The sequence below is a fragment of the Klebsiella sp. BDA134-6 genome, assembly GCF_015601345.1.
GTDB lineage: Bacteria > Pseudomonadota > Gammaproteobacteria > Enterobacterales > Enterobacteriaceae > Klebsiella > Klebsiella grimontii.
The window spans coordinates 5315716-5333652 of the sequence record NZ_CP064784.1; the positions used below are offsets into that span (position 1 = coordinate 5315716).

Annotated in this window: 20 protein-coding genes; 6 read left to right on the top strand and 14 right to left on the bottom strand. The window is 54.8% G+C overall.

The window, feature by feature from the left end:
* Nucleotides 1-280 precede the first annotated feature (280 nt).
* The 3 genes from rpsI to zapE all read right to left on the bottom strand — a co-directional run bounded on the left by rpsI (nt 281) and on the right by zapE (nt 2470).
* Nucleotides 281-673 (bottom strand): 30S ribosomal protein S9, encoded by a 393-nt coding sequence (gene rpsI / locus IYV58_RS24625; RefSeq protein ID WP_000829815.1) that lies wholly within the window; start codon nt 671-673, stop codon nt 281-283.
* Between the two features lie 15 nt (nt 674-688).
* A complete protein-coding gene (rplM, locus tag IYV58_RS24630; RefSeq protein WP_004106200.1) occupies nt 689-1117 on the bottom strand; it encodes a 50S ribosomal protein L13 in 429 nt (142 codons plus the stop codon).
* A gap of 219 nt (nt 1118-1336) precedes the next feature.
* The gene (gene zapE / locus IYV58_RS24635) at nt 1337-2470 is read right to left on the bottom strand and encodes a cell division protein ZapE (RefSeq protein WP_004125745.1); all 1134 of its coding nucleotides are present in this window, start codon (nt 2468-2470) and stop codon (nt 1337-1339) included.
* 190 nt (nt 2471-2660) lie between these two features.
* Here zapE and zapG point away from each other — a divergent pair, with 190 nt between their 5' ends.
* The 3 genes from zapG (at nt 2661) to degS (ending at nt 5747) form a co-directional block, all read left to right on the top strand.
* Nucleotides 2661-3059 (top strand): Z-ring associated protein ZapG, encoded by a 399-nt coding sequence (gene zapG / locus IYV58_RS24640; protein WP_004125749.1) that lies wholly within the window; start codon nt 2661-2663, stop codon nt 3057-3059.
* Between the two features lie 172 nt (nt 3060-3231).
* Nucleotides 3232-4599, top strand: coding sequence for a serine endoprotease DegQ (gene degQ, locus IYV58_RS24645; RefSeq protein WP_004125752.1), 1368 nt, complete (start codon nt 3232-3234; stop codon nt 4597-4599).
* Nucleotides 4600-4685: 86 nt separating this feature from the next.
* Nucleotides 4686-5747 carry an outer membrane-stress sensor serine endopeptidase DegS gene (gene degS, locus IYV58_RS24650; protein ID WP_004125755.1) on the top strand — a complete coding sequence of 354 codons (1062 nt, stop codon included), beginning with the start codon at nt 4686-4688 and terminating at the stop codon, nt 5745-5747.
* Nucleotides 5748-5773: 26 nt separating this feature from the next.
* Here the strand turns inward: degS and IYV58_RS24655 are convergent, their stop codons facing one another.
* The 10 genes from IYV58_RS24655 to mdh form a co-directional block, all read right to left on the bottom strand.
* Nucleotides 5774-6478 (bottom strand): triphosphoribosyl-dephospho-CoA synthase, encoded by a 705-nt coding sequence (locus IYV58_RS24655; protein WP_004125759.1) that lies wholly within the window; start codon nt 6476-6478, stop codon nt 5774-5776.
* 122 nt (nt 6479-6600) lie between these two features.
* Nucleotides 6601-7902 carry an oxaloacetate decarboxylase subunit beta gene (locus IYV58_RS24660; RefSeq protein ID WP_004125763.1) on the bottom strand — a complete coding sequence of 434 codons (1302 nt, stop codon included), beginning with the start codon at nt 7900-7902 and terminating at the stop codon, nt 6601-6603.
* 15 nt (nt 7903-7917) lie between these two features.
* Nucleotides 7918-9684 carry a sodium-extruding oxaloacetate decarboxylase subunit alpha gene (gene oadA, locus IYV58_RS24665; RefSeq protein ID WP_195729309.1) on the bottom strand — a complete coding sequence of 589 codons (1767 nt, stop codon included), beginning with the start codon at nt 9682-9684 and terminating at the stop codon, nt 7918-7920.
* Between the two features lie 15 nt (nt 9685-9699).
* On the bottom strand, nt 9700-9948 hold the full coding sequence (locus IYV58_RS24670; RefSeq protein ID WP_123828720.1) for an oxaloacetate decarboxylase subunit gamma: 249 nt from the start codon (nt 9946-9948) through the stop codon (nt 9700-9702).
* Between the two features lie 276 nt (nt 9949-10224).
* Nucleotides 10225-10842 carry a L(+)-tartrate dehydratase subunit beta gene (gene ttdB / locus IYV58_RS24675; RefSeq protein WP_049114911.1) on the bottom strand — a complete coding sequence of 206 codons (618 nt, stop codon included), beginning with the start codon at nt 10840-10842 and terminating at the stop codon, nt 10225-10227.
* Complete coding sequence (gene ttdA, locus IYV58_RS24680) at nt 10842-11741, bottom strand: L(+)-tartrate dehydratase subunit alpha (RefSeq protein ID WP_004125775.1); 900 nt, start codon at nt 11739-11741, stop codon at nt 10842-10844. Before ttdA ends, ttdB begins: the two co-directional genes overlap by 1 nt.
* A gap of 32 nt (nt 11742-11773) precedes the next feature.
* Entirely contained in the window at nt 11774-13042 is a 1269-nt protein-coding gene (locus tag IYV58_RS24685; protein WP_004125778.1) for an SLC13 family permease, read from the bottom strand.
* A gap of 210 nt (nt 13043-13252) precedes the next feature.
* Nucleotides 13253-13918, bottom strand: coding sequence for a GntR family transcriptional regulator (locus IYV58_RS24690; protein ID WP_112167384.1), 666 nt, complete (start codon nt 13916-13918; stop codon nt 13253-13255).
* On the bottom strand, nt 13890-14534 hold the full coding sequence (locus IYV58_RS24695) for a GntR family transcriptional regulator (RefSeq protein WP_004125791.1): 645 nt from the start codon (nt 14532-14534) through the stop codon (nt 13890-13892). The genes IYV58_RS24690 and IYV58_RS24695 overlap by 29 nt, the downstream gene beginning before the upstream one ends.
* A gap of 131 nt (nt 14535-14665) precedes the next feature.
* Nucleotides 14666-15604: a malate dehydrogenase gene (mdh, locus tag IYV58_RS24700; protein ID WP_004125793.1), complete on the bottom strand. Its 939-nt coding sequence runs from the start codon at nt 15602-15604 to the stop codon at nt 14666-14668.
* 413 nt (nt 15605-16017) lie between these two features.
* On the opposite strand from mdh, the gene argR reads away from it, so the two are divergent.
* The 3 genes from argR (at nt 16018) to yhcN-B (ending at nt 17475) form a co-directional block, all read left to right on the top strand.
* Complete coding sequence (gene argR, locus IYV58_RS24705) at nt 16018-16488, top strand: transcriptional regulator ArgR (protein ID WP_004106225.1); 471 nt, start codon at nt 16018-16020, stop codon at nt 16486-16488.
* A gap of 354 nt (nt 16489-16842) precedes the next feature.
* Nucleotides 16843-17106 (top strand): peroxide/acid stress response protein YhcN, encoded by a 264-nt coding sequence (gene yhcN / locus IYV58_RS24710; protein ID WP_004106226.1) that lies wholly within the window; start codon nt 16843-16845, stop codon nt 17104-17106.
* Nucleotides 17107-17208: 102 nt separating this feature from the next.
* Nucleotides 17209-17475: a DUF1471 family stress response protein YhcN-B gene (gene yhcN-B, locus IYV58_RS24715; RefSeq protein WP_049114908.1), complete on the top strand. Its 267-nt coding sequence runs from the start codon at nt 17209-17211 to the stop codon at nt 17473-17475.
* A 50-nt stretch (nt 17476-17525) separates the two neighbouring features.
* On the opposite strand, the gene IYV58_RS24720 is transcribed toward yhcN-B, so the two are convergent.
* Entirely contained in the window at nt 17526-17801 is a 276-nt protein-coding gene (locus IYV58_RS24720) for a barstar family protein (RefSeq protein ID WP_004125798.1), read from the bottom strand.
* Nucleotides 17802-17937 lie beyond the last annotated feature (136 nt).

Genomic DNA, 17937 nt, shown 5'->3' on the forward strand with positions numbered 1-17937 from the left:
ACTGCTGCCGACCACGCATGGCCAGCCAGATGTAAAAACCCCATTTGCGTGACTTCATTTCGTTCGTCATCCAAACAAAAAATGAACAATCACCTGCATTTGGGCAGAAAATTGGATGATAGTTTACCAGATTTTGAAGACGTTGTGGTGAGGGGATTCTGGAAATGCTGAAAAAGTGGTAATAATGGGGCGTTTGTAGAGGGAAAATGGCAAATTTATCCATAAAAAAACCCGCCGAAGCGGGTTTTTTCGCAAATTGTTCTGCGTGAGCAGAAAACAATTAACGTTTGGAGAACTGAGGACGACGACGTGCTTTACGCAGGCCGACTTTCTTACGTTCAACCTGACGAGCATCACGAGTAACGAAACCAGCTTTACGCAGTTCGCCACGCAGGGACTCGTCGTACTCCATCAGAGCGCGGGTGATACCGTGACGGATCGCACCAGCCTGACCAGAGATACCACCACCTTTAACGGTGATGTACAGATCTAATTTCTCAACCATGTCGACCAGTTCCAGCGGCTGACGAACTACCATGCGGGCAGTTTCACGACCGAAGTACTGTTCCAGAGAACGCTGGTTGATAACGATTTTACCGTTGCCCGGTTTGATGAAAACGCGAGCTGCGGAACTTTTGCGGCGACCGGTGCCGTAGTATTGATTTTCAGCCATTGCCTATAATCCCGATTAGATGTCAAGAACTTGCGGTTGCTGTGCCGCGTGGTTGTGCTCGTTACCCGCGTAAACTTTCAGCTTACGGTACATAGCACGACCCAGCGGGCCTTTTGGCAGCATGCCTTTAACCGCGATTTCAATCACACGCTCAGGACGGCGGGCAATCATCTCTTCAAAGGTCGCTTCTTTGATACCACCGATGTGGCCGGTGTGGTGGTAGTACATTTTGTCTTCGCGCTTGTTGCCGGTTACAGCAACTTTTTCTGCGTTCAGAACGATGATGTAATCACCAGTATCAACGTGCGGAGTGTATTCCGCTTTATGCTTGCCGCGCAGGCGCAGAGCCAGTTCGGAAGCCAGACGGCCCAGAGTTTTACCGGTCGCGTCAACAACATACCAGTCGCGTTTTACGGTTTCTGGTTTAGCTGTAAAAGTTTTCATTAAAAGCTTACCCAAATAAATAAGTTACACGTTGGTGAACACCCAAACGTTTAGTCAGTTGAGGTTCACACGACATTGTCCAGCAAACCTACCCCTTCGAATAGCCTATGCCGGCACATAGAAAGTTTTGGGAAAAAAACCTTCTCGTAACGTGGGGTCGCAAGATTATAGAGAAGTCGGGGTCAAAGATCGACCCCTTTATGTGATTTGTACCCGGTTTTACCCCGGTAAGTGTTCTCGCTTCAGATACTCCTCGCTCTGCATCTCCTGCAGGCGCGACAAACAGCGCTGGAACTCGAATTTTAACCTCTCGCCCTGATAGATCTCATAAAGCGGTACCGCCGCGCTGACCACCAGTTTAACGTGGCGCTCATAGAACTCATCGACCAGGGCGATAAAGCGCCGCGCTTCGCTCTCCATCAGCCCGGTCATCACCGGAACGTCAAAGAGCATCACGGTATGAAACAACCGCGAGAGCGCAATATAGTCATGCTGGCTGCGCGCATCCACGCACAGCGTGGCGAACGATGCCGCCAGCGTCTGGTTCTCAACGCCCAGCGTCGGCAGCGGGCGATGGTTGATCTCCAGCGTCGGTGCCTGTTCGCGCTTCGCGCCTGCCAGCGCCAGCCACAGTTTATCCATCTGCTGCTGGGTCTCAGCGTTCAGCGGCGACAGCCACAAATGCGCCTGGGTTAGCGTGCGCAGGCGGTAATCAATACCGGCATCGACATTCATGATATCGCAATGTTGCTTAATGGCGTCGATGGCGGGCAGGAAGCGGGCGCGCTGAAGGCCGTTCCGGTACAGTTCGTCAGGAGGAATATTCGATGTCGCCACCAGGGTTATGCCACGAGCGAACAGCGCTTTCATCAGACCGCCCAACAGCATCGCATCGGTGATATCAGAGACGAAAAACTCATCGAAGCAGAGCACGTCGGTTTCAGCTTTGAAACGGTCCGCAACAATTTCCAGCGGATCGCTATGCCCCTGCAGCGTCGTTAACTCTTCATGTACCCGCAGCATAAACCGATGAAAATGCAGACGTTGTTTGCGTTCTCCCGGCAGGCTTTGATAGAACAGGTCCATCAGCCAGGTTTTTCCCCTGCCGACCCCGCCCCACATATAGAGACCGCGAACCGCGACCGTTTCGGCAACGGGTTCGCGCTTGCCCAGCAGTTTGCCGAATTTGGCCCGCAGACCGCCGCCGGTTTGCGGTGCGACCGAAGGTTTATTCTGCAGTTCTTGATAAATCGTATCGAGGCGGCTGACCGCTTCTCGCTGGACGTCGTCAGGTTGATGGCTCCCCTCCTTGAGAGAGGAAAGGTAACGCGATGTTGGGGACAGGCTTTGCATGATCTAATTGTTATTCCTTGAAAACCGTAATGCCATAGCTCACGATTGACGAAAAAAAGGCCGCTCTACACTACGTGATGATACGCCAGGATTCCACTTCTGTGGAATTAGCGGTTATAGTGGCATTATCGGGCGCAGGCGGAGAGCCTCACAGCCACCCTACGGAACCACAAAACAACGGGAGATGTTCATGACCTGGGAATACGCGCTAATTGGGCTAGTTGTCGGCATCATTATCGGCGCCGTCGCGATGCGTTTTGGCAATCGCAAATTACGCCAACAGCAGGCGCTGCAGTTTGAACTGGAAAAGAATAAAGCAGAGCTGGAAGAGTACCGCGAAGAGCTGGTAAGCCACTTTGCCCGGAGCGCAGAGCTGCTGGATAACATGGCGCATGATTACCGCCAGCTGTATCAGCATATGGCGAAAAGCTCCAGCAACCTGCTGCCGGACAGCATGGCGGACGCCAATCCGTTCCGTAATCGTCTGGAAGAGTCTGAAGCGGGCAACGATCAGGCCCCGGTCCAGATGCCGCGCGACTACTCTGAAGGCGCATCCGGCCTGCTGCGCGGCGGCGTAAAGCGCGACTAATCCGCCAACGACAGTAAAAATATTTTCCGGGCGCACCCTCTGCGCCCGTTTCAACCTCTCATCCCAGCTACAATTTAACTATTGCCCACGTTGTTACCGGGCCGAAAATTCAATAACATCGGACCATTCGGGACGTTTCCCATACACCTCAGGTTACGAGAGCCAGCATCTAATGAATAAACAGACTTTGCTGTTAAGTGCGTTAGCGTTAAGCGTTGGGTTGTCGTTGTCCGCCTTACCTCCGGCAGCAGCGTCTTTACCGACACAGGTTCCCGGCCAGGGCGCGTTGCCAAGCCTCGCGCCGATGCTGGAAAAAGTGTTGCCGGCGGTGGTGAGCGTACAGGTTGAGGGCACCGCGTCACCCGCGCAGAATATGCCGGAAGAGCTGAAGAAGTACTTTGGCGACAATGCGCCGCAAGAGCAGGCGCAGCCGTTTGAAGGCCTGGGTTCTGGGGTCATCATTGACGCGGCAAAAGGCTACGTGCTGACCAATAATCACGTGATTAATCAGGCGCAGAAAATCAGCGTCCAGCTTAACGATGGCCGCGAGTTCGATGCCAAACTGGTCGGCAGCGACGAGCAGAGCGATATCGCCCTGCTGCAGCTGTTAAAACCCAGTAATCTGACGCAAATCGCTATCGCCGACTCCGATAAGCTGCGGGTAGGCGATTTCGCCGTCGCCGTCGGTAACCCATTTGGTCTGGGTCAGACCGCCACTTCCGGGATTATTTCAGCCCTTGGCCGCAGCGGCCTGAACCTTGAAGGGCTGGAGAACTTTATCCAGACCGATGCCTCGATTAACCGCGGCAACTCCGGCGGTGCGCTGCTGAACCTCAACGGCGAGCTGATTGGTATCAATACTGCAATTCTGGCCCCCGGCGGCGGCAGCGTCGGCATTGGCTTCGCGATCCCCAGCAATATGGCGAAAATCCTCTCCCAGCAGCTAATTCAATTTGGTGAAATCAAACGCGGCCTGCTGGGCATCAAAGGCATGGAAATGAGCGCGGATATCGCCAAAGCGATGAATCTCGACGTCCAGCGCGGCGCCTTCGTCAGCGAAGTGCTGCCAAATTCCGGGTCGGCCAAAGCGGGCATCAAATCTGGCGACGTTATCATCAGCCTGAACGGCAAGCCGCTCAACAGCTTCGCCGAACTGCGCTCCCGCATCGCCACGACCGAGCCGGGGACCAAGGTGAAACTGGGGCTCCTGCGCGAAGGAAAGCCCGTAGAAGTTGAAGTCACTCTCGACAAGAGCACCTCTTCTTCCGCCAGCGCCGAACTTATCGCGCCAGCACTGCAGGGCGCATCGTTAAGCGACGGTCAGATGAAAGACGGGACCAAAGGCGTCGTCATTGATAATGTCGATAAAGCTAGCCCTGCCGCCCAGGCGGGGCTGCATAAAGACGACATCATTATTGGCCTCAACCGCGAGCGCGTACGGTCCATTGCCGAACTGCGAAAAGTGCTTGAAAGCAAGCCGACGGTGATTGCGCTGAACGTCATTCGCGGCAGCGAAAGCATCTATCTGCTGCTACGTTAACTCGCCTTCCGGGCATCGCGTGCAGTGCGATGTCCGGACAAGACGTGTTATGCTGCGCCTGTCCATCCATCAACGATATCTGCATCATGCCTGGAAAGCTTTTACGTTCGATACTTATTGGTTTGATTGTCGGCGGTCTGCTGCTGGCCGTTATGCCTTCGTTGCGCCAGTGGCAGCTTTCGCCAACCACGCAATACGATAGCGCGGATGAATCCCCTGCCAGCTATAATTCCGCCGTTCGCCGCGCCGCCCCGGCGGTCGTGAACGTCTATAACCGCGCCCTCAACAGCACCAGTCATAACCAGCTAACGCTCGGTTCCGGTGTGATCATGGACCAGCGCGGCTATATCCTGACCAATAAGCACGTTATCAACGATGCCGATCAGATTATCGTGGCCCTACAGGATGGTCGGGTTTTTGAAGCGCTGCTGGTCGGCTCGGATACTCTCACCGATCTCGCGGTGTTAAAAATCAACGCCAGCGGCGGCCTGCCGGTCATTCCGATTAACCCGAAACGCGTGCCACATATCGGTGACGTCGTGTTGGCGATCGGCAACCCGTACAACCTTGGGCAAACCATTACCCAGGGCATTATCAGCGCCACTGGCCGTATCGGCCTGAACCCCACCGGACGCCAGAACTTCCTGCAGACCGACGCGTCAATCAACCACGGTAACTCAGGCGGCGCGCTGGTGAACTCGCTGGGTGAGCTGATGGGTATCAACACCCTGTCATTTGATAAAAGCAACGATGGCGAAACGCCGGAAGGGATCGGCTTTGCAATCCCTTTCCAACTGGCAACCAAGATTATGGATAAGCTGATCCGCGATGGCCGCGTTATTCGCGGTTATATTGGGATCAGCGGCCGCGAAATTGCGCCGCTGCATGCGCAGGGCGGCGGCGGCATCGATCAGCTGCAGGGGATTGTGGTGAATGATGTTGCGCCGGAAGGCCCGGCGGCCCAGGCAGGGATCCGCGCCAACGACGTCATTATTTCGGTTAACGACAAACCCGCCGTTTCCGCCCTGGAAACCATGGATCAGGTCGCAGAGATTCGCCCGGGCTCGGAAATTCCGGTGGTGATTATGCGCGATGATAAAAAAATTACGCTGCATATCGCCGTCCAGGAATATCCGGCGACCAATTAACAGGCTCCCCGCCAGGGGAGCGCCTTTCAATCAGCAAACAATGGCCCGGCCGGGAATTTCGCCAGAAACCCGGTCACGGCCAGCAGCGACCGCAGCCCGGGCCACGCAAACTGGCGCTCCCGCAGCTCGTCATCCAGCGTTATCAGCGCAAACTCGCCTTTATCTCCCAGAACGCCGCCCTGCCAGAGCAACCGCTGGGCCTGCTGCCGCGCCCAGGGGGAATCACTTTTCCAGGCCAGCAGATGCAGCAGCGCCTGCTGCAGGCAGATGCCATGTGAATGATTATCCCGCTGCAGCCGCCGGTAAACCGGTAGCGGTATGCTACGCACGGTATAGAAACCGCTGCGGATTTCGCTATCAACATCCGCCATGCCAGCACAAAACTGACCGGCCAAATCGCACAGACGATTGTGCGTCAGCGCCTGCCCCAGAGCATCCAGGCGACCGGCCGCCGCACACAGCAGCGCGTATCTTTGCCGCTCATGTGACAGCGAACCAGGCAGCGTCGGCACCGTTTCAAAAGCCCCGGCCTGCGCATGCCGTACGCCAGCATCATAACACTGGACAAAGAAATCATGGCTACCCTGAGCGATTGAGGGGTGTGCCAGCAAATTCAGCGCCGGTTGCAGCTGTTCGAGCTCATTGAGCGACGCCAGCATGTCATCCACGACCACGTCCTTTGTTGATGTCGAAGCCCTGCAGCCAGGACGTAATGCTATGGTTTCATTCATCAAAGTCTCCTTATGGAAATTCCACGGCTCGCGCTGCGCTCAGCCGGGCTACGGGTTTACAGTCATCTGCGATCCCGTAGCCCGGGCAGGCGCAACGCGCCGCCTCCGTGAAGAGCACAGAACTACATCGCCAGCACGTACTTGAGCATCACCCCGGCGGCAATCGCCGAGCCAATCACTCCCGCCACGTTCGGGCCCATCGCGTGCATCAGCAGGAAGTTCTGCGCATCCGACTCCAGCCCCACTTTGTTCGACACCCGCGCCGCCATCGGTACCGCCGACACGCCCGCCGAGCCAATCAGCGGGTTGATTTTGTGCTTACTGCACAGGTTCAGCAGCTTCGCCATCAGCACGCCCGCCGCCGTCCCCACGCAGAACGCAATCACCCCCAGCACCAGTATCCCCAGCGTCTGCGGCTGCAGGAACTTGTCCGCCACCAGCTTCGCCCCTACCGATAACCCGAGGAATATCGTCACGATATTTATCAGCCCGTTCTGCACCGTGTCGCTCAGGCGCTCCACCACCCCGCTCTCGCGCATCAGGTTGCCGAAGCAGAACATCCCCAGCAGCGGCGCCGCGTCCGGCAGCAGCAGCGCCACCAGCAGCAGCAGTACCGCCGGGAACAGAATCTTCTCCCGCTTACTCACCGTGCGCAGCTGCACCATGCGGATTTTCCGCTCCTTCTCGCTGGTCAGCGCCTTCATAATCGGCGGCTGGATTAACGGCACCAGCGCCATATACGAGTACGCCGCCACCGCGATGGCGCCCAGCAGCTCCGGCGCCAGTTTCCCGGAGAGGTAAATCGCCGTCGGCCCGTCCGCGCCGCCGATGATGCCGATGGCCGCCGCCTGCGGCAGGGTGAAGCTGATAATCCCGAAGTAGTTCAGCGTCAGCGCCCCGAGCACCGTGGCGAAGATGCCGAACTGCGCCGCCGCCCCCAGCAGCAGGGTCCTCGGGTTGGCCAGCAGCGGGCCGAAGTCGGTCATCGCCCCGACGCCCATAAATATCACCAGCGGGGCGATGCCCGAGCCGATGGCGACCTTATAAAAAATCGCCAGCACCCCGGCGGAGTAGCCCATATCCACGGCGAGGTCTTCCATCTGCCCCTGCACCGACGGCAGCGCCAGGGCCAGTGCCTCCTTGATGGCATGAACGTCCGGCGTACAGTTAAGCTTCGCCGCAATCACCGCCAGCTGCCCGGCGTCGTGATGGGCCAGCAGGCTCTCCAGGGCGGTCAGCGCCAGCCCGGCCTCGGGAATATTCGACAGCAGCCCGCCGAAGCCAATCGGCAGCAGCAGCAGCGGCTCGAACTTCTTCGCGATGGCCAGCCACAGCAGCAGCAGGCTCACCAGCAGCATGACGGCCTGGCCGCCGCCGAGGTGCATCAGCCCCATGCCCTGAATCAGGGCGTTCAGACTTTCCATTTCCGTTCCTCTTCCTTACGCCAGGGCCAGCAGGGTGTCGCCCACCGCGACCGCGTCCCCGGATTTCACCGCGATACCGCGCACGGTCCCGGCCTGCGCGGCGCGGATTTCGGTTTCCATCTTCATGGCCTCCAGAATCAGCAGTACGTCGCCCTCGGCCACGCTCTGGCCCTCGGTGGCCAGCACCTTCCAGATAGTGCCCGCCAGCGGCGCGGTCACCGGCGTACCGGCGCCTGCCGGGGCGGCAGCCTGAGCCGGGGCGGAAGGCGCCGCCGGAGCGGCCGCTGTCAGCGGGCTGATATCGCCGCCGTCGCTGACCTTCACCACAAAGGCTTTCCCTTCCACTTCCACGGTGTAGACGCCGGAAGCGGCGGCTTTCACCGGAGCGGCGGCAGGTTTTGCCTCTTCCGCCTGCGGCAGCGGCTCAAAGGCCGCCGGGTTATGGCGGTTCTCAAGGAACTTCAGGCCGACCTGCGGGAACAGCGCCACGGTGAGCACGTCGTCGATGGCGTTCTCCGCAAGCGTGATGCCCTTCTCCTGCGCCTGGCGCTTCACGTCGGCTTCCAGCTCCGGCTTCAGCAGGTCCGCCGGGCGGCAGGTGATGGCTTCGGCGCCGTCCAGCACGCGGGCCTGTAATGCCGCGTTGACCGGCACCGGGGTGTGGCCGTACTCGCCCTTCAGAATGCCGGCGGTCTCCTTCGCAATGGTTTTGTAGCGCTCCCCGGTGAGGACGTTAAGCACCGCCTGGGTGCCGACAATCTGCGAGGTGGGGGTGACCAGCGGGATAAAGCCGAGGTCCTCGCGCACGCGGGGGATTTCCGCCAGCACCTCATCCAGACGGTGGGCGGCGTTCTGCTGCTTCAGCTGGCCTTCGAGGTTGGTGAGCATGCCGCCCGGCACCTGGGCCACGAGGATACGGCTGTCGGTGCCCTTCAGCTGGCCTTCGAAGGCGTGGTATTTTCTGCGCACTTCGCGAAAGTACGCGGCGATGCTCTCCAGCTTCAGGATATCCAGCCCGGTGTCATGTTCCGTTCCGGCCAGCGTCGCCACCAGCGCCTCGGTGGCCGGGTGGCCGTAGGTGGCGCTCATGGACGAGATGGCGGTATCGACGCCGTCGACGCCGGCCTCGATGGCCTTCAGCAGGGCCATCTCCGCCATCCCGGTGGTGGCGTGACAGTGCAGGTGCAGCTTCACGTCATAACGTTTTTTGATTTCACTCACCAGCTCAAAGGCGGCCATCGGGGTGAGAATGCCCGACATGTCTTTAATCGCAATGGAATCGACGCCGGTTTCCAGCAGCTGTTCGGTCAGGTCGAGCCAGGTCTGCAGGGTGTGAGCCGGACTGGTGGTGTAGGAGAGCGTGCCCTGGGCGTGCGCGCCGTGGCTGCGCACCGCCTGCAGGGCGGCCTGCATATTGCGCGGGTCGTTCATGGCGTCGAAGACGCGGAACACGTCCATGCCGTTTTTGACGGCGCGCTCAACGAAGCGCTGCACCACGTCATCGGCGTAGTGGCGGTAGCCGAGCAGATTCTGGCCGCGGAGCAGCATCTGCAGCGGGGTCTTCGGCATGGCCTTTTTCAGTTCGCGCAGGCGGACCCAGGGGTCTTCGCCGAGGAAGCGGATGCAGGCGTCAAAGGTGGCGCCGCCCCAGCATTCGAGGGAGCCGTAGCCCACGTCGTCGAGCCGCGCGGCGACGGGGAGCATATCGTCGAGGCGCAGGCGGGTGGCAAAAAGGGACTGGTGGGCGTCGCGCAGGACGACATCGGTAATGGCAACGGTCATGGATTCCTCCGTGAATTAAGGGTTAAGGCGGCGATGGTGGTGAATAGCGGCGACAATTACCGGCTTTAAGCGGGCGAAGTCGTCAGCGGGCGCGGCGGCAGGTGTGGCCTTCGGCGCGGGAGCCGGTTCCGGGAAGAAGCGGTTGACGGCGGCGGACATGCTGCGGATGGCGAAAATCAGCAGGAACAGAAACGCCAGCACAAAGCCCATGCCGAGGCACATCAGGGTGAAGCCTTCACCCAGTAACAGTGCTGCATTAGTCATAAAATAGCCTTCAGGCAGGAGGCACGATAATGATGTTATTTATATCCATCGTCTTTCAAGTTGCTTCTTTGTTGGCTACGTTCGTTCACCCCAGCCACTTACTTGAGTAAGCTCCTGGGGATTCTCTCTCTTGCCGCCTCAAAGCAACTCGAAATCCACTGGGTATATAACGAAAATAATAAGGATGGAGTTCCCTGAACCGCCCCGGCCAGAGTCCTTGTTTATTATCGCAATAAACGTATCGCCATCATTATCGTGCAATTCATATAACCCAGATTATTTGATAAAGCTTACGTTCTGGCATATTTCATCAGCGACGAGCTCTTTACGCTGGTTAAAAATAATTTTGTTCTGTTCGAACAGGTTATTTCCATGGGTATCAATAGAGACAATTAGCGGACCAAACTCTTTTACCCGACATACCCATAGCGTTTCCGGCATTCCCAGATCGCGCCACTGCGCATCTTCGATCTCTTCCACGCACACCGCAGCCACTACCGCGCAACCGGCCGGGAATACGCAGTGCAGCGCTTTATGCTCCGCGCATCCCTCCTCGGTACCTTTCCCCATGCCGCCTTTCCCAACAATTAATTTCACGCCGGTCTTTGCAATAAATTCTTTTTCGAATTTTTCCATGCGCATGCTGGTGGTCGGCCCAACGGAAACCATTTCAAACTTATCGTCCTCACCTTTAATCGGACGGACAATCGGTCCGGCGTGTAAAATAGCGCCACCGCTAACATCAACGGGTAATTCGCGCCCACCTTCAATTAAACGACGGTGCGCCACATCGCGACAGGTCACAATATGACCGTTGAGATAAATAATATCGCCCGCTTTAATATCGGCTAAATCTTCATTTTTAATCGGCGTCGTAAGGATTTTTTTAGTCATCAGAAATTCACTCCGCTGTGAGACGTAATGGTGTAGTTCAAGTCTTTATCAAAAACGATATGTCCTTTTCGGTGCGACCAGCAGCCGACGTTCACCGCCACCCCGATGGTGGAGGGATGGCGCGCGGTGTTTTCAATATTCACACCCATGACGGAGGTATTACCGGACATCCCCTGAGGCCCAAGGCCAATTTTGTTAATGCCGTCTTCCAGCATTTTTTCCAACGACGCCGCACGTTCATTCTCATTGTGCGAGCCTATAGGGCGCATCAGCGCTTTTTTCGACAGTAGCGCCGCCGTTTCAACGGAAGTCGCCACGCCCACGCCTACCAGCAGCGGTGGACACGCGTTTAAACCGTAGCTGGTCATCACGTCGAGAACAAAGCGGGTAACGCCTTCATAACCCGCGCCCGGCATCAGCACCATCGCTTTCCCCGGCAGGGAACAGCCGCCGCCCGCCATATAGGTATAAATGCTGCACCGATCGGAATTGGGAACGATCTCCCAGAATACCGTCGGCGTACCTTTACCCACGTTTTTACCGGTGTTGTATTCATCAAAAGTCTCAACGCTGTTGTGGCGCAGCGGGGAATCCACGGTCGCTTTGATCACCGCTTCACGCAGCAGCGCTTCCAGTTCACCGATCAGCGGGAAGTTAGCCCCGCACTCCACCAGAAACTGAATCACGCCGGTATCCTGGCATGAAGGGCGATCCAGCTCTTTTGCCAGACGCTGGTTCTCAATCATGGTCGTAAAGATGACGTCGGCCAGTTTACTGGTCTCTTTCTTATGCAACTCTTCCAGTTTTACGGTGACATCATCAGGCAAGACTTTGCCGGTGTACCCCACAAATTTGGCCATAATATTGGTCATATGGGATATCTGTTCACTTTTGCTCATACAGGCTCCTTAGTCAGGACAGCTTCCGTTCATTACGGATGAAAAGGGAAAAGGATTGGCAGCAGAATCAGGCTGACAATGGTGGAAACGATAATCAGTGGGATGCCGGATTTGGCGTAGTCAACAAACTTATAGCCGCCTGCCGACAGCACCATCATGTTGGCAGGCATGCCGATTGGCGTGGCGTAGGCGCAAGAACTGCCAATAACCGTCGCCATTAGCACCGCACGAGGATCGGCGCCCATGCCCGCCGCAATCGACAGGCTCACCGGTACTAACAACGCGACGGTCGCGGTGTTGGACATGAAGTTAGTCATAATGATGGACAGCGCAAAGACCACCACCAGCAGCATAAACGGCGAAGAGTTTTGTCCCAGCAGGCCAATCACGTGATCCGCCACCAGTTTTCCCGCCCCGGTCATTTCCAGCGCTTTCGCCAGCGCCAGCGTGCCGCCGAAGATAAAAATAGTCTGAGAATCAATGGCTTTATAGGCCTGCTTTTCTGTAAGCACGCCGGTAACCACCAGCACCAGCGCGCCGATACAGCCCGCTACCGCAAGACTCACACCGGTCTGCTTTTCGAAAATCATGCCGAGGATCGTGGCGATCAGAACAACGAAAGAGAGGATTTGCTTCCAACGCGGAACGTGACTGTAATCGCGCTGTTCGCCGACGCTGCCAACTTCCCCACGGTTCGGGTGGTTGGGCAGGAATTTATAGCCGATGGTCAAGAAGTAAATAACGCCGCAAACCAGCATCGGTAAACCGAGTTTGGCATATTCAAAAAAGCCAAAACCGCTGCCAATATTCTGCAAAGCTGACTGCGCAATCAGGTTGCCCGGCGCGCCAATCAACGACAGGTTACCGCCGAGCGCGGCAGCGAAAACCAGCGGCATCAGCAGTCGGGAACGAGCAAAGCCTGATTTTGCCGCCACACCGATAACGACCGGGATCAGGACGGCTGCGGTACCGGTATTGGAGAGGAAACCGGACATCACGCCAACCACGACCATAATGGTAAAAATCAGCTGCTTTTCCGTTTTCGCGAAGCGAGTAATCACGCCCCCCACCTTATTCGCCATCCCGGTTTCAAATAGCGCCCCGCCGACGATAAACATGGCGACGAAGAGAATAACGTTGGTGTCGATAAAGCCGGCGAAAGCCTGCTTGAGATTGAGCACGCCGGTGAGAACCAGCGCGACGCAAACCACCATAGACGTGACCGCGAGCGGTATTTTTTCCCACACAAACATGGCGATAGCAAACACCAGCAAACATAGAGTAATGGTAATCGGTTCCATATTTATAATTATCCCATCAATGATATATGATATTGTATCCAATATTGACGAGAGGGAAACTATTCCCATACAAAGACTAAGTCAATGCGTTTTTCACGAAAGAGTCAGGATTGCGATCTTTATCAAAACCCCGCAAAAGCAGTACCTTAGCGAAATTAATTTATGGAATGAATAGATAAGACGCCTGCAACGATCGTACAGGCGATTAGGTCAGGCCGAGGGCTCGTCGACATAGCGCGTCAGCATATTTTCCATCGAACGGATGATATGCTCGCGCATTAGCTGACGGGCCAACGCTTCATTATGCTGCTCCAGGGCCAGTAAAATCCCTTTATGCTCGCGTATGGAAATGATCGCGTACTCTTCCTCGGTGACCTTATGCCCCATCGAGAGCCCGTTCCACATATTGCTGAGCAGCAGCTTCATTTTGCCGTTTCCGGCCGCGTTCCATATCTCCATATGAAAAGCCTGATTGAGGTCAGAATATTCAGCTGAGTTATTTTCCGCCAACGCTTTTTCCGCAGCGTAATGAACTTCGGCAATGCGCGAAATGTCCGTCCCAGGGCGAGAAGCTTTAGCGACCGCTTCACTCTCCAGCAGCGCGCGAATCTCGTAATGCTCGTGAATCGTTTGTTCGTTAATCCCCAGCACAACCGCCCCTTTATTGGGGCGGACTTTAATCAGCCCATCCGCAGCCAGTATCTGAAATGCTTCACGCACGGGCATACTGGATACGCCAACCATACTGGCGATCCCTTCAAGGGTTATTTCTTGCCCTTCAACTAAATCTCGCGACAGTATCGCTTTACGTAAGACTGCCGCGACCTGCTCTTTCGCTGAAAGAAGCTTAATTTTCCCTAATCGAGGCTTCTGCACTTTCCCAATCCTTCATGTGTTGACGCATTATTTCTGCCAGAGAGAGGAAATAACGCTGCGTTTCCTGCGCGATCTCGGCGCGATCGCCTTGATGGATAGCATCCATCAGAGAACTGAGTATTTGCGCCGACTCCTGATTATCCTCTTTCAGATACAGAATGACATAGCCGATATAACCATCTAAAAACTGCTGATAAATTTTTTCCAGATAGCGGTTATCAATATAAGAAATAAGCGCCTGATGAAACGCCAGCTCCCGAATCCTTTCACCAGGAAGCCCCAACTCTCGCGCTCTCGTAGCCAGCGACTCGCCTGCCGACGCGGGCACCAGTGAAAAAAGCGCCGTTGCCATCGCCGCAATGGCCTGGAAAATATGGCTGACGTGGTCAGGTTCCAGCCGAGAGACCTGCATATGGCGGTTTGGCAAGCGCACCAGAAACCCTTCCTGCTCCAGGGCCTGTAACGCTTCACGAACCGGCATACGAGAAAGCCCCAGCTGTTCCGCAATACTCTCCTGCGCGAGCTCATCCCCCGACTTCATACTGCCGGAAAGGATCTCGTAACGGATCATTTGAGTAATTTGGTCCCTGGTCTGCTTTCTTTCAATTTTTTTCACGACGTCCTCGTTTGTTGCCGCTCAAGACGCGGGGAGTTTAGCAGATTTACCAGCAGGTTGAGTCATTCAGGGGCGGGAGAAAGGCATAAAAAAGCCGGAACCCAGGCTCCGGCTTCTCTTTTAATGAAGCGTTATTTATTCACAAAGTCTTCGCCAAGGGCGATATCTTTCTTCAACGTATCCAGCATCCCCTCCAGCGCCTGCTGCTCAAACGCGCTCAGTTTACCGATAGACTGACGCTGCTCTACGCCATTTTTACCTAACAGCAACGGCTGAGAGAAGAAGCGGGCATATTGGCCATCACCTTCAACATAGGCGCATTCCACCACGCCTTTCTCTCCCTGCATGGCACGAACTAAAGAGAGACCGAATCGCGCGGCGGCCTGCCCCATTGATAGCGTTGCTGAGCCACCACCGGCTTTTGCTTCAACAACTTCAGTACCAGCGTTTTGAATGCGTTTAGTCAAATCCGCCACTTCCTGATCGCTGAAGCTGACACCCGGAATTTGTGACAATAAAGGAAGAATAGTCACACCGGAGTGGCCGCCAATAACCGGAACCTCAACGTCTGACGAAGATTTGCCTTTTAGTTCAGCGACAAAGGTATTCGAGCGGATAATATCCAGCGTCGTGACGCCAAACAGCTTGTTCTTATCGTAAACACCGGCTTTTTTCAGCACTTCTGCGGCAATCGCCACGGTGGTGTTCACCGGGTTGGTGATAACCCCGACGCAGGCCTGCGGGCAGGTTTTGGCGATTTGCTGTACCAGATTTTTCACAATACCGGCATTAACGTTGAATAAATCGGAGCGATCCATTCCGGGCTTACGCGCTACGCCCGCGGATATCAGCACCACATCAGCACCTTCCAGCGCAGGGGTGGCGTCTTCGCCGGAAAAACCTTTGATTTTTACATCGGTAGGGATATGGCTAAGATCAACCGCCACGCCCGGTGTTACCGGAGCGATGTCGTACAACGAGAGTTCTGAACCTGAAGGCAGTTGGGTCTTAAGTAGTAGGGCAAGCGCCTGGCCGATTCCACCAGCGGCGCCGAGGACTGCAACTTTCATCCTAAACTCCTTATTATGGTTAAAATAGTCTTTCGTTACTCCGTCGCCTGGACCTTAATTCACAAGATGAACAATTACAATAATTATGGCTGAAGAATGCGTGGTCGTGCGCAGCGATGCAGCAGCTTCGCATTTTCCTCCCTGAGACTGACCATCCAGCAAAGCGTAGTACCGGATCGACTATTGGTTACAATACACCCAGCGCATTGAGCAGAACAACATCATTTAATAACATTTCATTTACTTTTGTAGCAATTTGCGCGCCGTGACGAAAGCATGTTCCTTATTAGGGTTTTTTGCTAAAATATGCGCCCTTCATAACATTATTTACGCTTCTCCCCTGCGGATTATTTGCATAAAAATGCATGTTTATGCATAATGATGTTGTTTTTACCACCATAATTGGGTGACTTATGCGTAGTTCGGCAAAACAAGAAGAACTGGTTAAGGCGTTTAAAGCGCTGCTTAAAGAAGAAAAATTCAGCTCTCAAGGTGAAATCGTACAGGCTCTGCAAGAGGAAGGCTTCGATAATATCAACCAATCGAAAGTCTCACGTATGCTCACTAAGTTTGGCGCCGTACGCACGCGTAACGCCAAAATGGAAATGGTTTACTGCCTGCCCGCCGAGCTTGGCGTCCCGACGACCTCCAGTCCGCTAAAAAACCTGGTGCTGGATATCGACTATAACGATTCGGTCGTGGTTATTCATACCAGCCCAGGCGCAGCGCAGCTGATCGCCCGGCTTCTGGACTCCCTGGGCAAAGCTGAAGGTATTCTCGGCAGCATTGCCGGTGATGACACTATCTTTACCACCCCGGCCAGGGGTTTTACCGTTAAAGAGCTGCATGACGCCATTCTCGTTCTGTTTGAGCAGGAACTCTGATCCCCTCCCCTCTGGTTAACGCCAGAGGGTATCCCTTCAAAAAATTATCATTTCTTTAACATTTTGTGTGTTTTTCCGTTTCTATACATTCATTTACGTGATGAAACCCACTTAAGCGCACAAAAGATCAAATTCATATAACCTCATGATTTTATTAATCATAATCGCCTAACCTGGCAAGATTGTGACATTTCTAATTCTTATACGTTATAAAAAAGACATTTCTTTGTAATTATTTACATGAAAAACAATTAGCAAGGTATTAATATTTTCAGTGATTAGTGTATACTTGATTTTGTGATGAGGGTCACGAAACAAAGACCCCCAACAAAAAGATTCGACGAGGTGAACATCATGAAAATCAAAACCACTGTAGCAGCATTAAGCATCCTTTCCGTTCTGTCTTTCGGCGCCTTCGCCGCTGACTCTATCAACAGCGAACAGGCTCAAGGCCGTCAGGCAATCGGCACCGTTTCCGTCGGCGCGGTAAGTTCTTCCCCGATGGATATGCACGAAATGCTGAACAAGAAAGCACAAGAAGAAGGTGCTTCTTCATACCGCATTATTGAAGCACGTACCGGTGACCACTGGCACGCAACGGCTGAGCTTTATAAATAAGATTTAACGATTGTCGGTCATTAACTGAAACAGAATCTCTCCAGCGGCCCCAGGTTTATTAAGCCTCCCGCCGCTGCAAATATTAAGGTTGGAGAAAAGATTATGAAAAGCGCAATTATCATCGCATCCCTGGGTCTGGCTTCCGTTCTCTCTTTCGGCGCAAACGCTGCCGTCAATCAAGTGAATGCTGAACAGGCGCAAAATCTGCAGTCCATGGGCACCGTTTCCGTTTCTCAGGTAGGCAGCGCGCCGATGGATATGCGCCAGGAACTGGCGGCTAAAGCTGAAAAAGAAGGCGCCAGCAGCTACCGAATTATTGAAGCCCGTACCGGCGATAGCTGGCACGCTACGGCTGAGCTGTACAAATAAACCCTCGTCGTCTTATCCGACGACTTGCCCCCGCTCTGTCGGGGGCTTTTTTACGACTGCCGCACATTAAAACGAAGCTCCCCTTCCAGCTCTTCTTCCGCTTCATCAAATAGCAATATTATCGCGCCAAAGCGCCGTCGCTGATTATCGCTTAAATGAATAAACTCAATCTCTAGCGGCAGGGGCAGCAGCCCTGCGGTCACCGCTTCCCACAGCGAATCCAGGTTGTTCACTTTCTCACGCGTTAAGCCAAAGGTACGTGAAAACTCACGATAAAAATCCTGCTGTTCAGCTATTTCATCAAAATCAAAGGTATAGGTAGTCATTGCCCGCATCCTGTCCACACCTGCAACTTTTCATAGCCCGGTCATCCCGGCGTGTAGTTCCACTCTGACGGTAGAATTCATACTCAGACAATTAAGTATAGCGATAAAAAAACCGACGCTTCAGGCGTCGGTTCTG